Here is a 19,215-nt window from a genome sequence, read left to right on the forward strand (position 1 = left end):
GTGGCGCGACCCGGTCACTCCGGCAGCACGGCCAGCTCCAGGGCGGCCAGCCGCTCCGGGTCGGCGACCACCTCGTAGCCGGCCACCAGGCCGTCCGCCACCGCCACCCGCAGCACCAGCCGCAACCGCCCGCCCGGGGCGATCACGATCCCCGGCACCCCGTCCACCAGTGCCACCGCGCCGAACCGGGCCCGCCGGCCGAACACCGTCGTCTCCCGGGCCACCGTCTCCGCGCCCCGGGCCACCGGGGAACGCCCGGCCGGCAGCGCGGCCGGATCGGCCCGGCGCACCACGTCCGGCGCCAGCACCGCCAGCAGCGCGGCCAGGTCCCCGCCCCGGGCGGCGGACAGGAACGCCTCCACCACCCGCCGGTGCCCGGCCAGCCGCTCCGGCGGCAGCACGGCCGCCCCGCGCACCCGCTGCCGGGCCCGGCTGGCCAGCTTCTTGGCGGCCACCGGGGTCCGGCCGACGATCGGCGCGATCTGCTCGAACGGCACCGCGAAACCGTCGTGCAGCACGAAGGCGACCCGCTCGGCCGGCCCCAGCCGGTCCAGCACCACCAGCAGCGCCCGGCCCACCGAGTCGACCAGCAGCGCCTCCCGCTCCGGGTCCGCGCCCTCGGCCCCCGCCCCGGCCGCCGGGTCCGGCAGACCGGCCGGCAACGCGTCACCGGTCGGCTCCTCGCGGCGCACCGCGCGGGCCCGCAGCACGTCCAGGCAGATCCGCGACACCACCGTGGTCAGCCAGCCCGGCAGGTTGTCCACCTCGTCCGGGCCGGCCCGGTCCAGCCGCAGCCACGCCTCCTGGACGGCCTCCTCCGCCTCGCCCGTCGACCCGAGCATCCGCTGGGCGACCGCCCGCAGCCTCCCCCGCTCGGCCTCGAACCGCGCCGCCAGCACCTCGTCCCGGTCCATCGGTCACCTTTCCTCGGCCCCGCCCGTCACACCGATGACGATCCACCCACCACCGAAGTGACGGGAGAACGCTGTGACCACCACCACCCTGCTGCACCTGGACTCCAGCATCAGCCTCGGCGACTCGGTCAGCCGCGCGCTGACCGCCCGGTTCGCCGCCGCCTGGCGCGCCCGGCACGGCTCCGCCGGCCGGTACGTCTACCGGGACCTCACCGCCGAGCCGGTCGCCACGATCGGCGCCGGGTACGCCATGCTCGGCCGCCGCGTCGAACGCAAGGGGACCATCCCGGCCTCCGACATCGCCGCCCTCGCCGAAGGCCCGGACGAGGAACACGAGTGGTCCCTCACCCACCCGCTGGTCGACCGGCTGCTCGCCGCCGACACCGTGCTGCTCGGCGTGCCGATGTACAACCTCACCGTCCCGGCCGTGTTCAAGGCCTGGATCGACCGGATCAGCTTCCCCGGCGTCTACACCGACCCGGCCACCGGCGAGAGCCTGCTGCGCCGCACCCGGGTCGTCGTCGCGGCCGCCCGCGGCGGCGGCTACGGCCCCGGCACCCCGCGTGAGGCCTTCGACTTCCAGACCCCGTACCTGCGGGCCTACTTCGCCAGGCTCGGCGTCCCGGCCGAGCACCTGCACATCGTCCCGGCCGAACTCACCCGCGCCGACGACATCCCCGCCCTGGCCGGGCTGCAGCCGATCGCCGCGAAGTCCCTGGCCGACGCCGAGGCCGCCCTGGACGCGCTCGCCACTGCCTGATCTGCCTGATCCACCCGGTCTACAGCGGGGTGACGGCCTTCAGCACCACCAGCAGGGCCACGGCGGCGTTGAGCGCGCACAGCGCCGACGCCGCCGTACCGGCCGCGGCGACCATCGCGGCCAGGCCCGCCCGGGTCTTCGCCGGGGGCCAGTTGCGGGACGTCGGCACCGGGCCGAGCAGTGCGGCGACCCGGCGCGGCACCGGGCCGGGCGCGGGCGCCGGGGCGGCGAAGGCCGCGAAGCCGGGCGCCGGCGCCGCGTGCGACACCAGGGCCGCCCGGGCCACCGCCCGCGCGGTGATCCGGCGGTCCCCCACCTCCTGCGCCGACTCCTCGTCCGCCCAGCGCTCCGCGCTGAACGCCACCGCGTACTGCAGCGGCCGCAGGAACGGGTTGACGCAGGCAGCCAGTTGGGTGGTCAGCAGGTACCGGTGGTGGCGGTGGCGCAGGTGTGCCCGCTCGTGCGCGAGCAACGCCTCCCGCTCGTCCTCGGGCAGCCCGGCCAGCATCCCGGTGGAGACCACCACCCGCCCCGGCGAACCGGGCAGCGCGTACGCGTACGGGCTGCGGTCCGGCAGCACCGCGAGGTCGCCGGCCGACTCCGGCCCCGCCGGCAACCCGGTCAGCGCCCGCCGGGCCCGGGAGCGCACCCGCAGATGCCGGCCGACCGTCCGGGCACAGGCCGCGGCCACCAGGACCAGCAGCCACATCGCGGCCGTCCCGAACGTCTCGTGGTACGGCAGCGCGGCCCGCACCTCCGGGTCGGACCAGCTGTCCGGCAGCGGGTTGCCGGGGATCTGCGCGGTGCCCACCACGCCGATCAGGCCGAGGCAGAGCACACTGCACACCGCCATCACCGCGCTGATCACGGTCATCAGCCGGGCCGCACCGCGCGGGTGCAGGTGCTGCTCGGTGAGACGCGCGATCGGCACCGCGGTCAGCGGCAGGATGAGCGGGAGGAAGACGAAGAAGCCCACGGGTCAGCTCTCACGGTCGGCCGCTGCCGGATCGACGGACGCGGCGTCCAGCAGCGCCCGCAGCAGGTCCTCGTCGTGCGGGAGCAGCGCGCTCACGAAGCTGGCCAGGACGGCGTCCCGGTCCGCTTCTCCGTCGAGCATCCGGCGCATCCGCAGGGCCGCCAGCCCGGCCGCGTCGGAGGAGGCCTGCCACAGGTAGGAGCGGCCCGAACGGGACCGCGAGACGGCGCTCTTGGCGTGCAGCCGGGACAGGATGGTCATCACGGTGGTGTACGCCAGGTCGCCCTCCAGGCGTTCCTGGACCCACCCCGCGGTGGCCGGGCCGGGCGCCCGTTGGAGCACCGCGAGTACCTGTGCCTCCAACTCGCCCTGGCCGCGCCTTCGGACGGGCGCTTCCGCGGCCGCCGAGGCGTGCCTCTCGTCTGCCATGACGGCCCACTCCCTCCGGATGCCGCGCCCCGGAGCCGGCGGGGCACCCGCTCATCCTAACGAGCGCGGGCCCGGCGCGAACCGGTTCGCGCCGGGCTTCCCGCCCCCACCGCCCTCGACCCCCGCTCCCGGACCCCGGCCCCGGACCCCCGTCACGCTCGCCGGGCCGGGGCTCCGGGCGTACCGCGGGGCCCGCACGACGCGTCGCCCGAACGGCCCCGGCCCGGTTGCCCGGCGCCCCGGCCCGACGGACGGTCGAAGTCCGTACGGTCCGCCCGTAGGCCTGTTCGGCCCCTGGAGGAGTCCATGAGCAGCCCGTCGCCCGACCCCGAGCAGCCGGAGCAGCCCCCGCGCACCGGCCCCGAGCAACCCGGGCAGACCCGGCGCACCGACCCCGAGCAGCCCGGGCAGACCTGGCGCACCGGCCCCGGCACGCCGCAGCCGACGCCGGGCAACCAGTTCAGCGACTGGGCGCCCGGCCTGGTGATGTTCGCCGGTGTGCTGATGCTGATCAACGGCATCATGGAGGCCTTCCGGGGCATCATGGCGGTCTCCAACGACGACCTCTTCGTCCACACCCCCCGCTACGTCTTCCGGTTCGACCTCACCGGCTGGGGCTGGGTCCACATCATCGTCGGCGTGCTGGTCGCGGTGACCGGCGCGTTCCTGCTCAAGGGCGCCGCCTGGGCCCGCTACGCCGGTATCCTCCTCACCTCGCTGAGTGCCCTCGACAGCTTCCTGGTCCTGCCGTACTTCCCGCTCTGGTCGCTCGTGGTGATCGCACTGGACGTCTTCATCATCTGCGCGCTCTGCGTCTACCGCCCCCAGGAGGGCACCCCGCTCTGACGACCCGGTGGCCCGCGCGCCCGTACCGTCTCAGCTCCGGGCCCGCCTCAGGTCCGGGCCCGCTGGGTGACCGCGATGCAGACCAGCACCACCACCGCCGTGACCGGTGCGGCCGCGGGCAGGTCCTCGCCCAGCAGCAGCACCGACCAGACCAGGGTCAACAGCGGCTGTGCGAGTTGCAGTTGGCTGGCCCTCGGCACCCCGATCTCCGCCATCCCCCGGTACCAGAGCACGAACCCGCCGAACTGCGACACCGCCGCCGTGTACGCCAGCCCGGTCAGCGCCTTCGCCCCGAGGTGGACCGGCTCGGCGGGCAGCGCGAGGGCGGTGGTCAGCAGCGTCACCGGCAGCGCGGCCACCACCGCCCAGGCGATCACCTGGGCGCCCGGCAGGTCCCGGGAGAGCCGCCCGCCCTCCGCGTACCCGGCCGCGCAGATCGCTACCCCGACGAACAGGAGCAGGTCCGCGACGGTCGGCCGACCGTGGCTCTGCAGCAGGGTGAAGCCGAGGACGGCCGCCGCCCCCGCCACCGCCGCCGCCCAGAACGCCCGGGACGGCCGACGGCCGGTGCGCAGCGCCGCGACCACCGCGGTGGCCAGCGGCAGGACACCGATGACGACAGCCGAGTGGGCGGTCGAGGAGGTCCGCAGGGCGAGCGTGGTCAGCAGCGGGAAGCCCAGCACACAGCCTCCCGACACCACCAGCAGGCCGGGCCAGTGCCGCCGCTTCGGCAGCGGGGCGCCGACGGCCGCCAGGTAGAGCGCGGCCAGCACCCCCGCCAGCGCGCCGCGCAGCCCGGTCGCGGTCCACGGCCCGAAGCCGGTCAGGGCCCACGCGGTGGCGGGGAAGCTGAGGGAGAAGGAGGCCACCCCGAGGGCGGCCAGGGCGGTGCCGGAGGCGGGGCTTCGCGGTGCTACCGCCGACGGGCGGGTAGCGCTATCTTGTGCCGTCATGAACGAGCGTAGCAGTGTGACCGAACTCGCCGACAGGCTGCGACGGGAGGTCGAGCGCTACCCGGAGGGGCGAAAGCTGCCGTCCAGCCGGGTGCTGGTGGAGCGCCACCAGGTCAGCCCGGTGACGGTCTCCCGGGCCATCGCGGTCCTCGCGGCCGAGGGCTTGGTGGTCTCCCGGCCGGGCGCCGGGGTGTTCCGGGCGGCGGCCTTCGCCGGGCGCCCGGCCGGCACCGCCGCGCCCGCCGCCCGTCCCGGCGACCTCTCCTGGCAGGAGGTCGCGCTCAGCGCCGACTCCGACCCCCGTGACCTGCTGGCCGCCCCGGTGTTCGCCACCCTCCGCGTGCCCCCGCCCGACGTCATCGACCTCAACAGCGGCTACCCGCACGCCTCGCTGCTGCCCGAACGCCTGCTGGCCACCGCCCTCGCCCGGGCCGGACGGCGCCCGGGCGCCTGGAACCGGCCGCCCACCGACGGCCTCACCGAGTTGCGCGGCTGGTTCGCCCGCGACATCGGCGGCACCGGCGGGCCGATCGGCGCCGGGGACGTCCTGATCACCTCCGGCGGCCAGGGCGGGCTCACCGTGGCCATGCGCTCGCTCGCCGCGCCCGGCGCGCCCGTCCTGGTGGAGTCGCCGACCTACTCGGGCATCCTGGCGGTCGTCCGCGCGGCCGGGCTGCGGCCCGTCCCCGTCCCGGTCGACGCCGACGGGGTGCGCACCGACCTGCTGGCCGACGCCTTCGAGGCCACCCGGGCGCGGGTCTTCGTCTGCCAGCCGCTGTTCCAGAACCCGACCGGCGCGGTGCTCTCCCCCACCCGGCGCTCCGAGGTGCTGCGGATCGCCCGGGCGGCCGGCGCGTTCGTCGTCGAGGACGACTTCGCCCGCCTGCTCGTCCACGCGGACGCCCCCGCGCTGCCGCGCCCGCTCGCCGCCGACGACCAGGACGGGGTCGTGGTGCACCTGCGGTCGCTGACCAAGGCCGCCTCGCCCAATCTGCGGGTCGGCGCGCTCACCGCGCGCGGCCCGGCCCTGGCCCGGCTGCGGGCCACCCAGGTGGTGGACAGCTTCTTCGTGCCCCGGCCGCTCCAGGAGGCGACGCTGGAACTGGTCGCCGACCCCGGCTGGGCCCGGCACCTGCGCGCCCTCGGGGCGGAACTGCGGACCCGCCGCACCGCCACCGTCGCCGCCCTGCACCGCGAACTGCCCGGTCTGCTCGGCGCCTACCGGCCCGGCGGCTACCACCTGTGGCTGCGGCTCCCGGACGGCGTCGACGACGGCGCCCTCACCGCCGCCGCCCTGCGCGCCGGCGTCCAGGTCACCCCCGGCCGCCCGTACCACGCGGCCGAACCCCCGGCCCCGCACCTGCGCCTCAGCTACGCGGCCGCCGAGAGCTCCGCGCACACCGCCGAGGGGATCCACCGCCTCCGCCGGGCCTACGAGGACCTGCCGGCCTGACCTCCGGCCCCGCGCGGAGCGCGGGCCTCAGCGCCCGTAGCCCGCCATCCGCTCCAACCGGGCGATGCGCTCCGCCATCGGCGGGTGGGTGGAGAAGAGCCGGGCGCCGGCCTCGCCGGGGCGGAAGGGGCTGGCGATCATCATGTGGCTGGCGGTCTGGATCTGCGGCTCCGGCGGGAGGGGCAGCCGGCGGGTGCCGGCGTCGAGCTTGCGCAGGGCGCCGGCCAGGGCGAGCGGGTCGCCGGTGATCCGGGCGCCGTCGGCATCGGCCTGGTACTCGCGGGAGCGGCTGACGGCCAGCTGGATGAGCCCGGCCGCCAGCGGGCCGAGGATCATGATGGCGAGCATGCCGAAGAGGCCGGGCCCGTCGTCGTCGTCGCTGCGACCGAAGGGGATCAGCCAGGCGAAGTTCACCAGGAACATCACCACCGAGGCGAGCGCCCCGGCGACCGAGGAGATCAGGATGTCCCGGTTGTAGACGTGGCTCAGCTCGTGCCCGAGCACACCCCGCAGCTCGCGTTCGTCCAGCAGCTGCAGGATGCCGTCGGTGCAGCAGACGGCCGCGTTGCGCGGGTTGCGGCCGGTGGCGAAGGCGTTCGGCGCGGGGGTCGGGGAGATGTAGAGGCGCGGCATCGGCTGGCGGGCCGCGGTGGAGAGCTCGCGGACGATCCGGTAGAGCCGTGGCGCCTCGATCTCGCTGACCGGCCGGGCCCGCATGGCCCGCAGCGCGAGCTTGTCGCTGTTCCAGTAGGCGTAGGCGTTGGTGCCGAGGGCGACCAGCAGGGCGATCACCAAGCCGGTTCGGCCGAAGAATCCGCCGATCACCAAGATGAGCGCCGAGAGGCCGCCGAGCAGGACGGCGGTCCTCAGTCCGTTGTGCCGGCGGTGCACGTCAGGCCCTCCAATGGTGCGGTGGGGAAGCCCTTTCTGCCTCGTCCCTCTTGCCCGGTCAACGGGTGGGGGCCTGGGCCTTGTTCCCTTGTGACCGGCGTGACACCACCGCGGCACCCCGCCGGGCCGGACCGCGGCGGCCGGCCGGGCGGGCGCGCGCTCAGAACAGGCTTCCGCCGGCGACCTGGAGGACCAGCTGCGGGGCGAAGGAGAGGACCACGGCCACCGAGGCGGTGAGCCCCAGCGTGGCGGTCAGGGTGGCCGGCAGCCGGCCTTCGGCCCCGGCCCCGCCGACCGGAGCGGCGCCCGGTTCGGCACCTTCCTCGGCACCCGGCGCCGGGGCGAACAGCCGGGTCGTCCAGAGCAGGTAGTAGTACAGCGCGACGACCACGTTGACGGCCATCACGACGGCCAGCCAGCCCAGCCCGGCGTCGACGGCCGCGCGGAACACCACGACCTTGCCGAACAGGCCGATCACGCCCGGGGGCAGCCCGGCCAGGCAGAGCAGGAAGAAGGCGAGCGCGAGGGCCGTCCAGCGGCGCCGGGCGAACAGGCCGCGGAAGTCGTCCACGCTGGTCCCGGCCCGGCGGCCGACCGCCGCGACCACGCCGAACGCGCCGAGGTTCACCACGCCGTAGATCAGCGCGTACGCGGCGGTGGCGCCGAGCGGATCGACCCCGGTGGGCGCGTAGCCGGCGGCGGCGAGCGGCACCAGCAGGTAGCCGGCCTGGCCGACGGACGACCAGGCGAGCAGCCGCACCGCGCTGTAGCGGGTGTCGAAGCGCTGGCGCAGCGCGCCGACGTTGCCCACCGTCATGGTGACGGCGGCCAGCACGGCGAGCGCCAGGCCCCAGGTGTGCGCGTACGGGCGGAAGGCGATGGTGGTGGCGAGCGCGAGGCCGGACAGGCCGGCCGCCTTGCCGACCACCGAGAGGTAACCGGCCACCGGCAGCGGGGCGCCGGTGTAGGTGTCGGGCACCCAGAAGTGGAACGGGACGGCGGCGACCTTGAAGGCGAAGCCGACCAGAGTCAGCACGGCGCCCGCCTCGGCCAGCGGCTTGAGCTGCCCGGGGGCGTGTTCCAGGCCCTGGGCGACGGCGCCGAGGTGCAGGCTGCCGCTGGCCGCGTAGACGAAGCCGACGCCGAGCAGCATCACGGCCGTGGCGGTGACGGAGGAGACGAAGAACTTGAGCGCGGCCTCGGCGCCCCGGCCGTCCCGGCGCAGCGCGACCAGGGCGAAGGCGGGCAGCGAGGCGACCTCCAGCGCGATCACCATGGTGGCGAGGTCGCGGGAGGCGGGCAGCAGCGCGGCACCGGTGGCGCTGGAGAGCAGCAGGAACCAGTACTCGCCGCCGGGCAGCTTCTCCTCCTCGACGGTGTGCGCGGAGAGCAGCGCGGCGATCAGCGCACCGCCGAGGGCGAGCAGCTGGAACACCAGGGCGAAGTGGTCGGCGACGTACGAGCAGCCCGCGTTGTCAGACCCCCCTGCTACGTTCTGCACACAGAAGGTCGCCCGGGGTGATCCCCCGGTGAGGGGGAGGAGTGCGATGAGGGCGAGGGCGAGTCCGGCCGCGGCGAGGCGGCCGAGCCACTTCCGGTGCCGCTCGGGCAGGAACAGGTCGGTGAGCAGGACGGCGAGGGCGGCCACCGCGGCGATCAGCGGGGGCGCGATCGCCACCCAGTCCACGGACTGGATCAGGCTGCCCGGGTTGGCTACGGCGAGGGAGGTCACAGTGTGCTGCCCCGTGGAGTGAGGTCCGAGTGCGGCGATCTGGGCTCCGAGCACGGTCAGCCACCCCCGAGGAGGTGCTTGACGGCGGGGTCGGAGAGGCCGAGCAGGAGCGCGGGCCAGAGGCCGGCGAGCAGGGTGAGGGCGGCCAGCGGCGTCCAGCTGACGGCCTCGTACGGGCGCATGTCGGCGACCTGCTCCACCGGGGCGGGCTGCTTGGGGTCGCCCATGCAGACGCGCTTGACCACGATCAGCAGGTAGGCGGCCGTGAGGAGGGTACCGAGACCGGCCAGGACCATGTAGGTGACGAACGCGGGGCGCGACAGGCCGTCGGCCGGGTCGAACGCGCCGAACATGGCGAGCAGCTCGCCCCAGAAGCCTGCCAGGCCTGGCAGGCCGAGGCTGGCGACGGCGGCGAAGGCGAGCAGCGCGCCGATCCGCGGGGCGCGGCCGTACAGGGCGGCGCCGGTGGCGCCGGAGAGGGTGTCGAGGTCCGCCGTGCCGTAGCGGTCCTTGAGGGCGCCGACGAGGAAGAACAGCAGACCGGTGATCAGACCGTGGGCGATGTTGGCGAACAGCGCGCCGTTGACGCCCACCGGAGTGAGGGAGGCGATGCCCAGCAGCACGAAGCCCATGTGGCCGACGGAGGAGTACGCGATCAGGCGCTTGAGGTCGCCCTTGGCGCCGGGGCGGGCCAGCGCCAGACAGGCCAGTGATCCGTAGACGATGCCGACGGCGGCGAACGCGCCCAGGTAGGGGGCGAGCGTCGCGGTGCCGTCGGGCACGACCGGGAGGAGGACGCGGACCAGACCGTACGTGCCCATCTTCAGCAGCACGCCGGCGAGCAGCACCGAGCCGACCGTCGGAGCGGCGGTGTGCGCGTCCGGGAGCCAGCTGTGCAGCGGCCAGGCGGGGGCCTTGACCGCGAGCCCGACCATGATCGCCAGGGCGGCGATCACCTGGGTGGTGTGGCTCAGGCCGTTGCCGTGCGCGGCGGCCAGGGCCTGCATGTCGAAGGTCCCGGCCTTGCTGCCGATCAGCAGGAAGCCGAGCAGCATCACGGCCGAGCCGAGCAGCGTGTACAGGATGAACCGGTTGGCGGCCGGGGCCTTCGCGCCGCTCCCCCAGCGGGCGATCAGGAAGTACATCGGGATCAGCACGATCTCGAAGGCCAGGAAGAAGAGCAGGAGGTCCAGCACCGCGAAGGTGGCGAGCATGCCGACTTCGAGGAGGAGGAACAGCCCGACGAAGGCCTTCGCCGACGGACGGCGCCCATCAGCGGCCTCGCCCCGGGCGTCCCCGCCCGGCAGCCGCTTCTCCGAGTACAGCGCGCAGAGGAAGGTGAGCAGTGCGGTCAGCACGATCAGCGGCAGCGAGACGCCGTCCACGCCGAGGTGGAGGCGCACGTTGAGGGCCGGGATCCAGGACACGTCGGTGGTGGCCTGCATCCGGGCGGGTTCGTCGTGGTCGAATCCGGCCGCCAGGGCGACGGTGAGCAGCAGCACCGCGCCGGTGACGACGGTGTTCAGCCGCAGCGCCCGCCGGTCGGCGGCGGCCGGCTCCCGGCCGAACGCCGGCGCCAGGGTGAGCGCGGCGCCGAGCAGCGGCAGCACCAGGAGGGCGATGAGGACTGCGTTCATCGGGGGCTCCTACGGGCGGCGGTCGGAATCGGGGGAACCGGGGACAGGGGGTACGGCATCCGCTACACCGCCACCAGGACGGCCAGCAGGACGACGCCGGCGAGCAGCGCGCTGAGGTAGGTCTGCGCGTTGCCGGTCTGCGCGAGCCGGACGGCCCGGCCGAGCAGGTTGGCGCCGACCCCGCTGCCTCGCACGTAGGTCTCGACGACCTCGCGGTCGAGGAAGCGGACCAGCCGGGCGGCGGCGGTCACCGGGCGGACGAACAGCGCGTGGTACAGCCGGTCGACGCCGAAGCCGTGCCGGGCCGGGCCGAACAGCGGGCCGAGCAGGGTGCGCCCGGGGTCGGCGACGATCACCTCGGCGGCCGGGGCTCCGGCCTGCTCGGGCACCCGGCCGGCGTCGGCCGGGGCCGGGCGGCCGGTGGCCAGCCGCGCGGTCGCCGAGCGCCAGGCGCCGTACGCCGCGAGCACGCCGACCACGGCGAGCCCGGTGCCGATGACGGCGGTGACGGCCGAGGGGCGCAGCGAGCCGCCGTCCAGCAGCGCGGGCAGCCAGTCCGAGCGCAGCCCGGCGACGCCGAAGCCCATGGTCGGGATCGCCAGCACCCAGAGCGGCCAGCGCATCGCGGGCGGCTCGGCGGTGGCCGGGTCGGCCTCGTCGAGCTCGGGCGAGTACGGCGCGTCCGCCTCGTGCCCTGCCGCAGGCGCCACGGCCTGCGACGCTCCGGCCTGAGACGCTGCGGCCTGCGGCGCCCCGGCAGCCTGCGCCCCTTCAGCCTGCGGGCTGTGGAAGCTGACCAGGAAGAGCCGGGTCGCGTACGCGGCGGTGAGCAGCGCGGTGAGTCCGGCGGAGATCAGCACGATCCACCCGGCGGCCTCCGGCACGGCCGAGGCCGGGCCGAGCCCGTTGGTGAGCGCCTCGCCGTTGGCGGCGTGCTCGGCGGCGGTCAGCACCGCCTCCTTGCTGAAGAAGCCGGAGAACGGCGGCAGCCCGACCAGGGCGACGAGCGCGATGCCCATCGTCCAGTAGGCGTCCGGGACGCGCTTGCGCAGCCCGGGGATCCGGGACATCGCGGAGATCGAGTTGGTGTGCGCGGCGTGGATCACCACGCCGGCGGCCAGGAACAGCAGCGCCTTGAAGGCGCCGTGGCTGACCAGGTGGAAGACGGAGGCCTCGCGGTCGCCGGCGGCCAGCGCCCCGGCCATGTAGCCGAGCTGGCCGACGGTGGAGTAGGCGAGCACCCGTTTGAGGTCGTCCTGGGCGAGCGCGCAGAGTGCCGAGCCGATCATCGTCACGGCGGCCATCACGGCCAGCACGACCAGCGCCGCACCCGACAGCAGGAACACCGGCAGCAGCCGGGCGACCAGGTAGATGCCGGCCGCGACCATGGTGGCGGCGTGGATCAGCGCGGAGACCGGCGTCGGGCCGGCCATGGCGTCCGGGAGCCAGGTGTGCAGCGGGAACTGCGCGCTCTTGCCTGCCACCCCGGCGAGCAGCAGCAGGGCGATCAGCGTCGGGTGGCCGAGCCGCCCGTCGGTCGCGGCGGCCAGCACGTCGGGGATCCGGAAGCTGCCGGCGTCCGCGCCGAGCAGGAAGATCCCGAACAGGAACGGCACGTCGCCGAGCTTGGTGACCAGGAAGGCCTTGAGCGAGGCCGAGCGGGCGTCCTCGGTCTCCCAGTGGTGGCCGATCAGGAAGTACGAGCAGATGCCCATGACCTCCCAGCCGACCAGCAGCACGATCAGGTCGCCCGAGTAGACCACCAGGAACATCGCCGCGGTGAACAGCGAGACCAGCGCGGCGTACGACGGGTAGCGCGGGTCCTTCCTGAGGTACGCGGTCGAGTAGACCTGCACGCAGGTGGCGACCAGGCCGACCAGCACGGAGATCAGCGAGCTGAAGCCGTCCAGGTGGAGGGCGAGCGCGATGTCCGGGCCGCCGGTCGGGGTGAGCCGGGTGGCGGCGTCCAGCGCTTGGCCGGTGCCGAGCTGGAGGGCGACGACCAGGGCGAGCACGGCCGAGACGGCGACCGGCACGATGGCCAGCGGCCGGGCCAGGCCAGGCGCCTTCTTGCCGACGGCCAGGGTCGCGGCGGCCCCGAGTGCGGGCAGCGCGGGGACGAGGGCGGGCAGGGCGAGGTTCATGCGGCGGCCTGGCCCTTCAGCGCCTCGGATCCGGCCGGCGTCTCCTCGGCGAGCGGCTCCGCCGGATCGCCGAGCGCGGTGGCCCGGTCGATGTCCGCGGTGCCCCGGGCCCGGAACAGCAGCAGGACGATGGCGAGCCCCAGCCCGATCTCGGCGGCGGCGACGGTGATGGTGAACAGGGTGAGCGCCTGGCCGGCGTGCAGCGAGTCGCGCAGCCAGGTGTCGAAGGCGACCAGGTTGAGGTTGACGGCGTTGAGCATCAGCTCGACGGACATCAGGACCAGGACGGCGTTGCGCCGGGCGAGCACGCCGTACACGCCGACGCTGAACAGCAGCGCGGCGAGGACGACGGGGTAGGCGAGGTGCATCAGCTCTCCTCCGACGCGGACGGCGCAGCCTCTGCGGCCGCCGGGCTCTCCGGCGCCGGCCGGGGCACGGTGGCGGCGACGGTCCCGTTCGAGCCCACCGGCCGGCCGGCGCGCAGCCGGCCCGCCCGGGGCGGCGGCACCCGCCGCTTCGACCCGCGCGACAGCACGATCGCGCCGACCAGCGCCGCCAGCAGCAGCACGGAGAGGGCTTCGAAGGGCAGCACCCAGTGGCGGAACAGGCTCGCCCCGGTGACGGCGGCCGAGCCGCCCCCCGCGCCGAGATCGATCCAGGAGGTCCGGAAGGCGTCGACGACCAGCGTCACCAGTGTCCCGGCCGAGGCGAGCGCCACGGCCAGGGCCACCCAGCGGTTCTTGGAGTCGGCGTCCGGCGAGCGCCCGATCGGTGCCTTGGTGAGCATCAGCCCGAACAGCACCAGGACGATCACCGAGCCGAGGTAGATCAGCACCTGCACCCAGGCGATGAACTCGGCGGTGAGCAGCAGGAACTCCACCGCCAGCCCGCCCAGCGCGACCACCAGCCAGAGCGCGGCGTGCACCAGCTGCTTGGTGCTGACGGCGACCACGGCCGAGCCGAGCACGGCGATGCCGACCAGCAGGAAGACGATCTCCACCCCGGTCGGGGACAGGAACGAACGGGCGGCCGGCTCCAGCGAGCCGGTCGCCGCGAGCAGGGTGGCGGCGCTCACTGGGCCTCCCCCTCATCCGAGGCGGCTGCGGCGGCTGCGGCGGCTGCGGCGGCCAGCTTGTCCGCAGCCTTGCGCGCGGTGGCGATCTCCTTGGGCTCCTCGGCCGCCGGGTCCAGCGCCGGCGGCGCCGGGACGGTCCACATCCACTCGCGGAGCTTGTCCCGCTCGTGGGTCAGCTCCAGGATGTCGGTCTCGGCGTACTCGAACTCGGGCGACCAGAACAGCGCGTCGAAGGGGCACACCTCGATGCAGATCCCGCAGTACATGCAGAGCGAGAAGTCGATGGCGAACCGGTCCAGCACGTTACGGGTGCGGGCCCGCGCGTTCGGCTCGGCGGCCGGCAGCGTCTCCTTGTGGGAGTCGATGTAGATGCACCAGTCCGGGCACTCGCGCGCGCAGAGCATGCACACCGTGCAGTTCTCCTCCAGCAGCGCGATGACGCCGCGCGAACGCGGCGGCAGCACCGGCTGCACATCGGGGTACTGCGCGGTGACGGTCTTCTTCGTCATCGTCCGCAGGGTCACGGCCAGGCCCTTGGCCAGGCCGGCACCGGGAAAACTCATGAGATCGCCACCTTGATGACGCCGGTCAGGGCCAGCTGGACGAGGGCGAGCGGGATCAGCACGGTCCACGCGAAGCGCATCAGCTGGTCCTCGCGCAGACGCGGGTAGGTGACCCGCAGCCAGATGACCACGAAGGCCAGCGCGAAGGTCTTCAGGATCATCCAGAGCCAGCCGAGCTGGTCCGCCAGCGGGCCGTGCCAGCCGCCCAGGAAGAGCACCGCGGTCAGCGCCGACACCACCAGGATGCCCACGTACTCGGACAGCAGGAACAGTGCGAAGCGCAGGCCCGTGTACTCGGTGTACGCGCCGAAGATGATCTCCGAGTCGGCGACCGGCATGTCGAACGGCGGGCGCTGGAGCTCGGCCAGACCGGCCGTGAAGAACACGAACGCGCCGATGAGCTGCCAGGGCAGCCAGTACCACTCCCAGGCGTCCACGATCCCGGGCAGCGAGAGCGTGCCGGCGGCCATCGCCACCGAGGCCGCCGCCAGCACCATCGGCAGCTCGTACGACATCAGCTGCGCGGCCGTGCGCAGGCCGCCGAGCAGCGAGAACTTGTTCGCCGAGGCCCAGCCGGCCATCAGCTTGCCGATCACGCCGACACCCATCACGGCCAGCACGAAGAACAGGCCGGCGTCGATCGCCTGGCCGACGAAGCCGTTCGGGCCGACCGGGATCGCCAGCAGCACGAAGAGGTACGGCAGCAGCGAAACGGCGGGCGCCAGCTGGAAGATCCGGCGGTCCGCCCCGGCCGGGACGATGTCCTCCTTCTGCGCGAACTTCACGCCGTCCGCGACGAGCTGCGCCCAGCCGTGGAAGCCGCCCGCGTACATCGGGCCGAGCCGGCCCTGCATGTGCGCCATGACCTTGTGCTCGGTCTGGCCGATGACCAGCGGGAAGGTGAGGAAGACGACCAGGGTGGCGACGCAGCGCAGCACCGTGTCGAGCAGGTTCACGCGCCGTCTCCGTCCTGGCCGGCCGGTCCGGCCGACGTCTCGTCCTGCCCGCCCGCAGGCGCGGCGGGCTTCGCCGGCTCGGCGGGCGCCTGCTCCTCGGCAGGCTCCTCTGCAGGCTTCGCGGGCTCGGCCGGGGCCTGCGCCTCGGCGGGCTTCGCGGGCTCGTCGTGCGCGGGCACCGGGTTGTGCCAGGGCGCGTCCGAGGACCGGGTCCGCGGCGACGCCGAGCCCTCGGCCTTCGGCTCGGCAGGCGCAGCGGCCTCGGCAGCCTCGGCGGGCGCCGGCTCCGCAGCCTGGCTGACCGATCCGTCGGACACCGACCTGACCCGGCGCGGCCGGTCCGCCCGCACCACGGGCGCCGCCTCGCCGGCAGCCGGAGCAGCGGCCGAAGCAGCGCTCGGAGCAGCAGCCGGAGCACCGGCACCAGCAGCCTCGGCCCCCGCCTGACTCGCCGACCCCTCCGCCACCGTCCTGGTCCGCCGCGGCCGGTCCGCCCGCACCGCCGCACCCTCGGCACCGGCAGCAGCACCGGCCCCAGCACCAGCAGCACCAGCACCAGCACCCGCAGCCCGGGGCGTCCGCCCGGCCGCGCCCGCCGCCCGCGCACCGCGCGCGGGCCGCTCGGCGACCGGCGGCAGGGTGCCCTTCAGCGGCCCCCACTCGTTCGGGTCCGGCACCCCGGCCGGCTGCATCTTGCGCCGGGCGGGCCCGTCGCCGTGGTCCGACTCGCCCGGCTCCTTGGCGCCCGGCCAGGCCTTGGCGACCCGGGCCGCGAGCACGAACTCCTTGCGCAGCGGGTACCCCTCGAAGCCGTCCGGCAGCAGCAGGGTGGCGAGGTAGGGGTGTCCGGGGAAGTCGATGCCGAACATCTCGTGGGTCTCGCGCTCGTGCCAGGCGGCGCCCGCGTAGACCGGGACGGCGGTGGGCAGCGCGGCCTCGTCCCGCGGCACCCGGGTGCGCAGCGCCAGGTGGCGCACGCCCGGGGCGTCGGCGGAGGCGAGGTGGGCGACCACGGAGAAGCCCTCGGCCAGTTCGTCGACGGCGCTCAGCCAGTCGAAGTAGCCCAGGCCGAGCGTGTCGCGGGCACTGGTGAGCGCCTCGATCCAGTGCTCGGCGGGGACGTCGACGGTGACCAGCCCGTAAGCCTCGGCGCCGGTCGCCCACTCCCCGACCGACGCCGCGTACTGCTCGGCGGAAGTCACGAGACCCCTCCCTCGGTCGAAGGCCCCGTCACCAGCGGGCGGCGCAGCGCCGCCGCGGGCGCGGTGTAGCGGTCGGGCAGCGACTCGGCGGCGATCTTCTCCTGGAGCTTGAGGATGCCCTGGAGCAGCGCCTCGGGCCGGGGCGGGCAGCCGGGCACGTAGACGTCGACCGGGATGATCTGGTCCACGCCCTTGGTCACCGAGTAGGAGTCCCAGTACGGGCCGCCGGAGTTGGAGCAGGCGCCGAAGGAGATGACGTACTTCGGCTCGGGCATCTGCTCGTAGAGGCGCTTGACGGCGGGCGCCATCTTGTCGGTCACCGTCCCCGAGACGATCATCAGGTCGGCCTGACGGGGTCCGGGCGCGAACGGAATGACACCCATCCGGATGAAGTCGTGTTTGGCCATGGACGCGGCGATGAACTCGATCGCGCAACAGGCCAGGCCGAAGTTGAAGCACCAGAGGCTGTAGCGGCGGCCCCAGTTGAGCACGACCTTGACCGGGTCGGGCGCGAGCCGGGCCAGCGGGCCGATGCCACGGCGCTCGACGGCGCCGGGGCGCGACGGGTCCGGGAGGCCGAGCGGGACCGGGCCGCCCTGGGCGCCGTGCGAGTGGGTGTGCGTCACGTCCATTCCAGAACGCCCTTCTTCCAGGCGTAGAGCAGGCCGACCGCGAGGAAGCCGATGAAGAGGAACATCTCGATCAGCGTTCCGGCGCCGTACCCGGCGGTGGCGAAGACCGTCGCCCACGGGAACAGGTAGATCGCGTCGACCGCGAAGATCACGTACAGGAAGGCGTACACGTAGTAGCGGATCTGGGTGTGCGCCCAGTCCTCGCCCACCGGGTCCACCCCGCACTCGTAGGCGAGGAGTTTCTCGGGCGAGTAGACCACCGGCCGCAGCAGTCGGTTGGCCGTGAACGCCACGGCGACGAAGAGCACCCCGACGACGGCCAGCAGGCCCATCGCGGCGTACGCGTCGAAGTAGCCGCCGCCGACCGCCGGGTCGGCCGCGACGGCAGCCGCATGCTGCCCCTCCATGCCTTCGCCCTCCACCTCGGCCGTGAACAGCCCCTCAAGGCAGTTCTACGACGTTTCCTCGCACGGTCATAATCATGGCCAATGCGTGAGTCTAAGGGGACGGCTCCGCTCCGCCCGAACCCTGCCCGCTCCGCAAGACGTCCGGTGGACACTCCCGCGAGCACCGGGCAGTGGCCCGACGACCAGGACGGGGGTAGGGATAACCCCCGTCCCGGAAGATGTATCACCCCCATGGCATCTTCCGCCCCGGGTTCGGGAAGCTTGGTCCACCAGCTCGACCAAGAGGGACGGTAGATCCAGATGAAGCCGCTGCACCGCCGCACCGTGGACGCCATCAAGGAGCAGGACGCTCAGATGGGCCGCTCGCCGCTGTACGGTGCGCGGATGTGGCGGCAGGTCGGCCAGCTGCTGCTCAACCTGCCGCTCGGCGTCGCCGGCTTCGCGCTCACCGCCATCACGCTCACGGCCGGGCTGGGGATGTCGATCACCGTGGTCGGCCTGCCGCTGCTGGCCGGCGGGCTGGCCGTCTCCCGCGCCCTGGGCGGGCTGGGCCGCCGGCGGGCCCGGGCGGCGTACGACTCCGCGATCCACGAGCCGGAGCCGGTGCAGCCGCGCCGGCCGGGGGTGGTGGGCTTCACCATCGCCCACCTGACCGACCTGCTGAACTGGCGCTCGGCGCTCTACAACGTGCTGATGCTGCCCTGGGGCATCCTGAGCTTCACGGTGACCCTGGTCGCGGTCACCGTGATGTGGCCGGTGCTGCCCTGGGTGATCCGGGCGCTGGCGGCGATCGACCGGATCCTGATCGAGTCGCTGCTCTTCCCGGGCGCCCTGGCCGAGCGGGTGCGCGAGCTGGAGGACGACCGAGGCACGGTGGTCGACACCGCCGCCGCCGACCTGCGCCGGATCGAGCGCGACCTGCACGACGGCGCCCAGGCCCGCCTGGTCGCGCTGGCCATGGACCTGGGCATGGCCAAGGAGCGGCTGCGCGAGGTCGAGACCGAGGACGACGTGGCGGCCGCCACGAAGATGGTCGACAACGCGCACGGCGAGGTGAAGCTGGCCCTCCAGGAGCTGCGCGACCTGGCCCGGGGCATCCACCCGGCGGTACTCACCGACCGCGGCCTGGACGCGGCCCTGTCCGCGGTCGCCGCCCGCTGCACCGTCCCCGGCGGGGTCAAGGTGAACGTCGACCTGAAGGGGCCGGACGGCCAGGCCGAGCGCCCGGACTCGGCGGTCGAGGGCATCGCGTACTTCACCGTCAGCGAGCTGCTGACCAACGTCTCCAAGCACGCCGGGGCCCGCACCGCCTCGGTCGACGTCTGGCGCTCCGACAACCAGCTGATGGTGCTGGTCCAGGACGACGGCAAGGGCGGCGCCGCGCCCTACCCGGGCAGCGGCCTGGCCGGGCTGACCGAGCGGATCCGCGCGGTGGACGGCGTGCTCCTGGTGCAGAGCCCGGAGGGCGGCCCGAGCAGCATCACCGTCGAACTTCCCTGGCGCACCCGCACCGCCCGCCGCTGAACCGGAGCGCGGCACGGGGGGGGGGGGGGGGGGGGGGGGGGGGGGGGGGGGGGGGGGGGGGGGGGGGGGGAGGGGGGCGGGGGGGGGGGGGGGGGGGGTGGGGGGGGGGGTGAGGAGCCGG

19 protein-coding genes are annotated in these 19,215 nt (G+C 74.6%); 4 read left to right on the forward strand and 15 right to left on the reverse strand.

Going from position 1 to position 19,215, the window contains the following annotated elements; genetic code table 11:
* Positions 1 to 14 precede the first annotated feature (14 nt).
* The gene (locus AC07BF_RS23735; RefSeq protein ID WP_400844399.1) at positions 15 to 914 is read right to left on the reverse strand and encodes a sigma-70 family RNA polymerase sigma factor; all 900 of its coding nucleotides are present in this window, start codon (positions 912 to 914) and stop codon (positions 15 to 17) included.
* A gap of 73 nt (positions 915 to 987) precedes the next feature.
* On the opposite strand from AC07BF_RS23735, the gene AC07BF_RS23740 reads away from it, so the two are divergent.
* Positions 988 to 1,674, forward strand: coding sequence for an FMN-dependent NADH-azoreductase (locus AC07BF_RS23740; RefSeq protein ID WP_478333881.1), 687 nt, complete (start codon positions 988 to 990; stop codon positions 1,672 to 1,674).
* 19 nt (positions 1,675 to 1,693) lie between these two features.
* Here AC07BF_RS23740 and AC07BF_RS23745 read toward each other — a convergent pair whose 3' ends face one another.
* Together AC07BF_RS23745 and AC07BF_RS23750 are read right to left on the reverse strand one after the other, a co-directional pair.
* Positions 1,694 to 2,650 (reverse strand): M48 family metalloprotease, encoded by a 957-nt coding sequence (locus AC07BF_RS23745; RefSeq protein WP_350876994.1) that lies wholly within the window; start codon positions 2,648 to 2,650, stop codon positions 1,694 to 1,696.
* A gap of 3 nt (positions 2,651 to 2,653) precedes the next feature.
* A complete protein-coding gene (locus AC07BF_RS23750) occupies positions 2,654 to 3,079 on the reverse strand; it encodes a BlaI/MecI/CopY family transcriptional regulator (RefSeq protein ID WP_363579972.1) in 426 nt (141 codons plus the stop codon).
* A 306-nt stretch (positions 3,080 to 3,385) separates the two neighbouring features.
* Between AC07BF_RS23750 and AC07BF_RS23755 the strand changes: the two genes are divergently transcribed.
* Positions 3,386 to 3,925: a DUF7144 family membrane protein gene (locus tag AC07BF_RS23755; protein WP_363579971.1), complete on the forward strand. Its 540-nt coding sequence runs from the start codon at positions 3,386 to 3,388 to the stop codon at positions 3,923 to 3,925.
* A gap of 47 nt (positions 3,926 to 3,972) precedes the next feature.
* Here AC07BF_RS23755 and AC07BF_RS23760 read toward each other — a convergent pair whose 3' ends face one another.
* Positions 3,973 to 4,878, reverse strand: coding sequence for a DMT family transporter (locus tag AC07BF_RS23760; RefSeq protein WP_363579970.1), 906 nt, complete (start codon positions 4,876 to 4,878; stop codon positions 3,973 to 3,975).
* Between AC07BF_RS23760 and AC07BF_RS23765 the strand changes: the two genes are divergently transcribed.
* Positions 4,877 to 6,331 carry an aminotransferase-like domain-containing protein gene (locus AC07BF_RS23765; RefSeq protein WP_363629311.1) on the forward strand — a complete coding sequence of 485 codons (1,455 nt, stop codon included), beginning with the start codon at positions 4,877 to 4,879 and terminating at the stop codon, positions 6,329 to 6,331. The two genes, AC07BF_RS23760 and AC07BF_RS23765, sit on opposite strands and share 2 nt — an antisense overlap.
* Positions 6,332 to 6,358: 27 nt before the next feature.
* Here the strand turns inward: AC07BF_RS23765 and htpX are convergent, their stop codons facing one another.
* The 11 genes from htpX to AC07BF_RS23820 form a co-directional block, all read right to left on the reverse strand.
* Complete coding sequence (htpX, locus tag AC07BF_RS23770; RefSeq protein WP_350876984.1) at positions 6,359 to 7,222, reverse strand: zinc metalloprotease HtpX; 864 nt, start codon at positions 7,220 to 7,222, stop codon at positions 6,359 to 6,361.
* A gap of 160 nt (positions 7,223 to 7,382) precedes the next feature.
* Positions 7,383 to 8,954 carry an NADH-quinone oxidoreductase subunit N gene (locus tag AC07BF_RS23775; protein WP_363617875.1) on the reverse strand — a complete coding sequence of 524 codons (1,572 nt, stop codon included), beginning with the start codon at positions 8,952 to 8,954 and terminating at the stop codon, positions 7,383 to 7,385.
* Positions 8,955 to 9,010: 56 nt separating this feature from the next.
* Positions 9,011 to 10,591 (reverse strand): complex I subunit 4 family protein, encoded by a 1,581-nt coding sequence (locus AC07BF_RS23780; protein WP_363579967.1) that lies wholly within the window; start codon positions 10,589 to 10,591, stop codon positions 9,011 to 9,013.
* Between the two features lie 62 nt (positions 10,592 to 10,653).
* Complete coding sequence (locus AC07BF_RS23785) at positions 10,654 to 12,735, reverse strand: NADH-quinone oxidoreductase subunit 5 family protein (protein ID WP_478333882.1); 2,082 nt, start codon at positions 12,733 to 12,735, stop codon at positions 10,654 to 10,656.
* Positions 12,732 to 13,103, reverse strand: coding sequence for an NADH-quinone oxidoreductase subunit NuoK (gene nuoK / locus AC07BF_RS23790; protein ID WP_478333883.1), 372 nt, complete (start codon positions 13,101 to 13,103; stop codon positions 12,732 to 12,734). Before nuoK ends, AC07BF_RS23785 begins: the two co-directional genes overlap by 4 nt.
* Positions 13,103 to 13,810: an NADH-quinone oxidoreductase subunit J family protein gene (locus tag AC07BF_RS23795; RefSeq protein ID WP_363579965.1), complete on the reverse strand. Its 708-nt coding sequence runs from the start codon at positions 13,808 to 13,810 to the stop codon at positions 13,103 to 13,105. The genes nuoK and AC07BF_RS23795 overlap by 1 nt, the downstream gene beginning before the upstream one ends.
* Positions 13,807 to 14,373, reverse strand: a complete 567-nt coding sequence (locus tag AC07BF_RS23800; RefSeq protein WP_478333884.1) for a NuoI/complex I 23 kDa subunit family protein — start codon at positions 14,371 to 14,373, stop codon at positions 13,807 to 13,809. Before AC07BF_RS23800 ends, AC07BF_RS23795 begins: the two co-directional genes overlap by 4 nt.
* On the reverse strand, positions 14,370 to 15,329 hold the full coding sequence (gene nuoH / locus AC07BF_RS23805; RefSeq protein WP_371518357.1) for an NADH-quinone oxidoreductase subunit NuoH: 960 nt from the start codon (positions 15,327 to 15,329) through the stop codon (positions 14,370 to 14,372). The genes AC07BF_RS23800 and nuoH overlap by 4 nt, the downstream gene beginning before the upstream one ends.
* Positions 15,326 to 16,531 carry an NADH-quinone oxidoreductase subunit C gene (locus tag AC07BF_RS23810; protein WP_478333885.1) on the reverse strand — a complete coding sequence of 402 codons (1,206 nt, stop codon included), beginning with the start codon at positions 16,529 to 16,531 and terminating at the stop codon, positions 15,326 to 15,328. The genes nuoH and AC07BF_RS23810 overlap by 4 nt, the downstream gene beginning before the upstream one ends.
* Positions 16,528 to 17,163 (reverse strand): NADH-quinone oxidoreductase subunit B, encoded by a 636-nt coding sequence (locus AC07BF_RS23815; protein WP_363579962.1) that lies wholly within the window; start codon positions 17,161 to 17,163, stop codon positions 16,528 to 16,530. Before AC07BF_RS23815 ends, AC07BF_RS23810 begins: the two co-directional genes overlap by 4 nt.
* A complete protein-coding gene (locus AC07BF_RS23820; RefSeq protein ID WP_371522778.1) occupies positions 17,154 to 17,495 on the reverse strand; it encodes an NADH-quinone oxidoreductase subunit A in 342 nt (113 codons plus the stop codon). The genes AC07BF_RS23815 and AC07BF_RS23820 overlap by 10 nt, the downstream gene beginning before the upstream one ends.
* 429 nt (positions 17,496 to 17,924) lie before the next feature.
* Here AC07BF_RS23820 and AC07BF_RS23825 point away from each other — a divergent pair, with 429 nt between their 5' ends.
* On the forward strand, positions 17,925 to 19,094 hold the full coding sequence (locus AC07BF_RS23825; RefSeq protein ID WP_363580288.1) for a sensor histidine kinase: 1,170 nt from the start codon (positions 17,925 to 17,927) through the stop codon (positions 19,092 to 19,094).
* Positions 19,095 to 19,215 lie beyond the last annotated feature (121 nt).

The sequence above is a fragment of the Kitasatospora sp. NPDC043950 genome (genome assembly GCF_056435345.1).

Excerpts from the sequence above, each read along its gene's own strand:
- AC07BF_RS23735 (WP_400844399.1), bottom strand. The coding sequence starts at position 914 with ATGGACCGGGACGAGGTGCTGGCGGCGCGGTTCGAGGCCGAGCGGGGG.
- AC07BF_RS23750 (WP_363579972.1), bottom strand. The coding sequence starts at position 3,079 with ATGGCAGACGAGAGGCACGCCTCGGCGGCCGCGGAAGCGCCCGTCCGA.
- AC07BF_RS23755 (WP_363579971.1), top strand. The coding sequence starts at position 3,386 with ATGAGCAGCCCGTCGCCCGACCCCGAGCAGCCGGAGCAGCCCCCGCGC.
- AC07BF_RS23765 (WP_363629311.1), top strand. The coding sequence starts at position 4,877 with ATGAACGAGCGTAGCAGTGTGACCGAACTCGCCGACAGGCTGCGACGG.
- AC07BF_RS23760 (WP_363579970.1), bottom strand. The coding sequence starts at position 4,878 with ATGACGGCACAAGATAGCGCTACCCGCCCGTCGGCGGTAGCACCGCGA.
- AC07BF_RS23780 (WP_363579967.1), bottom strand. The coding sequence starts at position 10,591 with ATGAACGCAGTCCTCATCGCCCTCCTGGTGCTGCCGCTGCTCGGCGCC.
- AC07BF_RS23785 (WP_478333882.1), bottom strand. The coding sequence starts at position 12,735 with ATGAACCTCGCCCTGCCCGCCCTCGTCCCCGCGCTGCCCGCACTCGGG.
- nuoK (WP_478333883.1), bottom strand. The coding sequence starts at position 13,103 with ATGCACCTCGCCTACCCCGTCGTCCTCGCCGCGCTGCTGTTCAGCGTC.
- AC07BF_RS23800 (WP_478333884.1), bottom strand. The coding sequence starts at position 14,373 with ATGAGTTTTCCCGGTGCCGGCCTGGCCAAGGGCCTGGCCGTGACCCTG.
- AC07BF_RS23815 (WP_363579962.1), bottom strand. The coding sequence starts at position 17,163 with ATGGACGTGACGCACACCCACTCGCACGGCGCCCAGGGCGGCCCGGTC.
- AC07BF_RS23820 (WP_371522778.1), bottom strand. The coding sequence starts at position 17,495 with ATGGGCCTGCTGGCCGTCGTCGGGGTGCTCTTCGTCGCCGTGGCGTTC.
- AC07BF_RS23825 (WP_363580288.1), top strand. The coding sequence starts at position 17,925 with ATGGGCCGCTCGCCGCTGTACGGTGCGCGGATGTGGCGGCAGGTCGGC.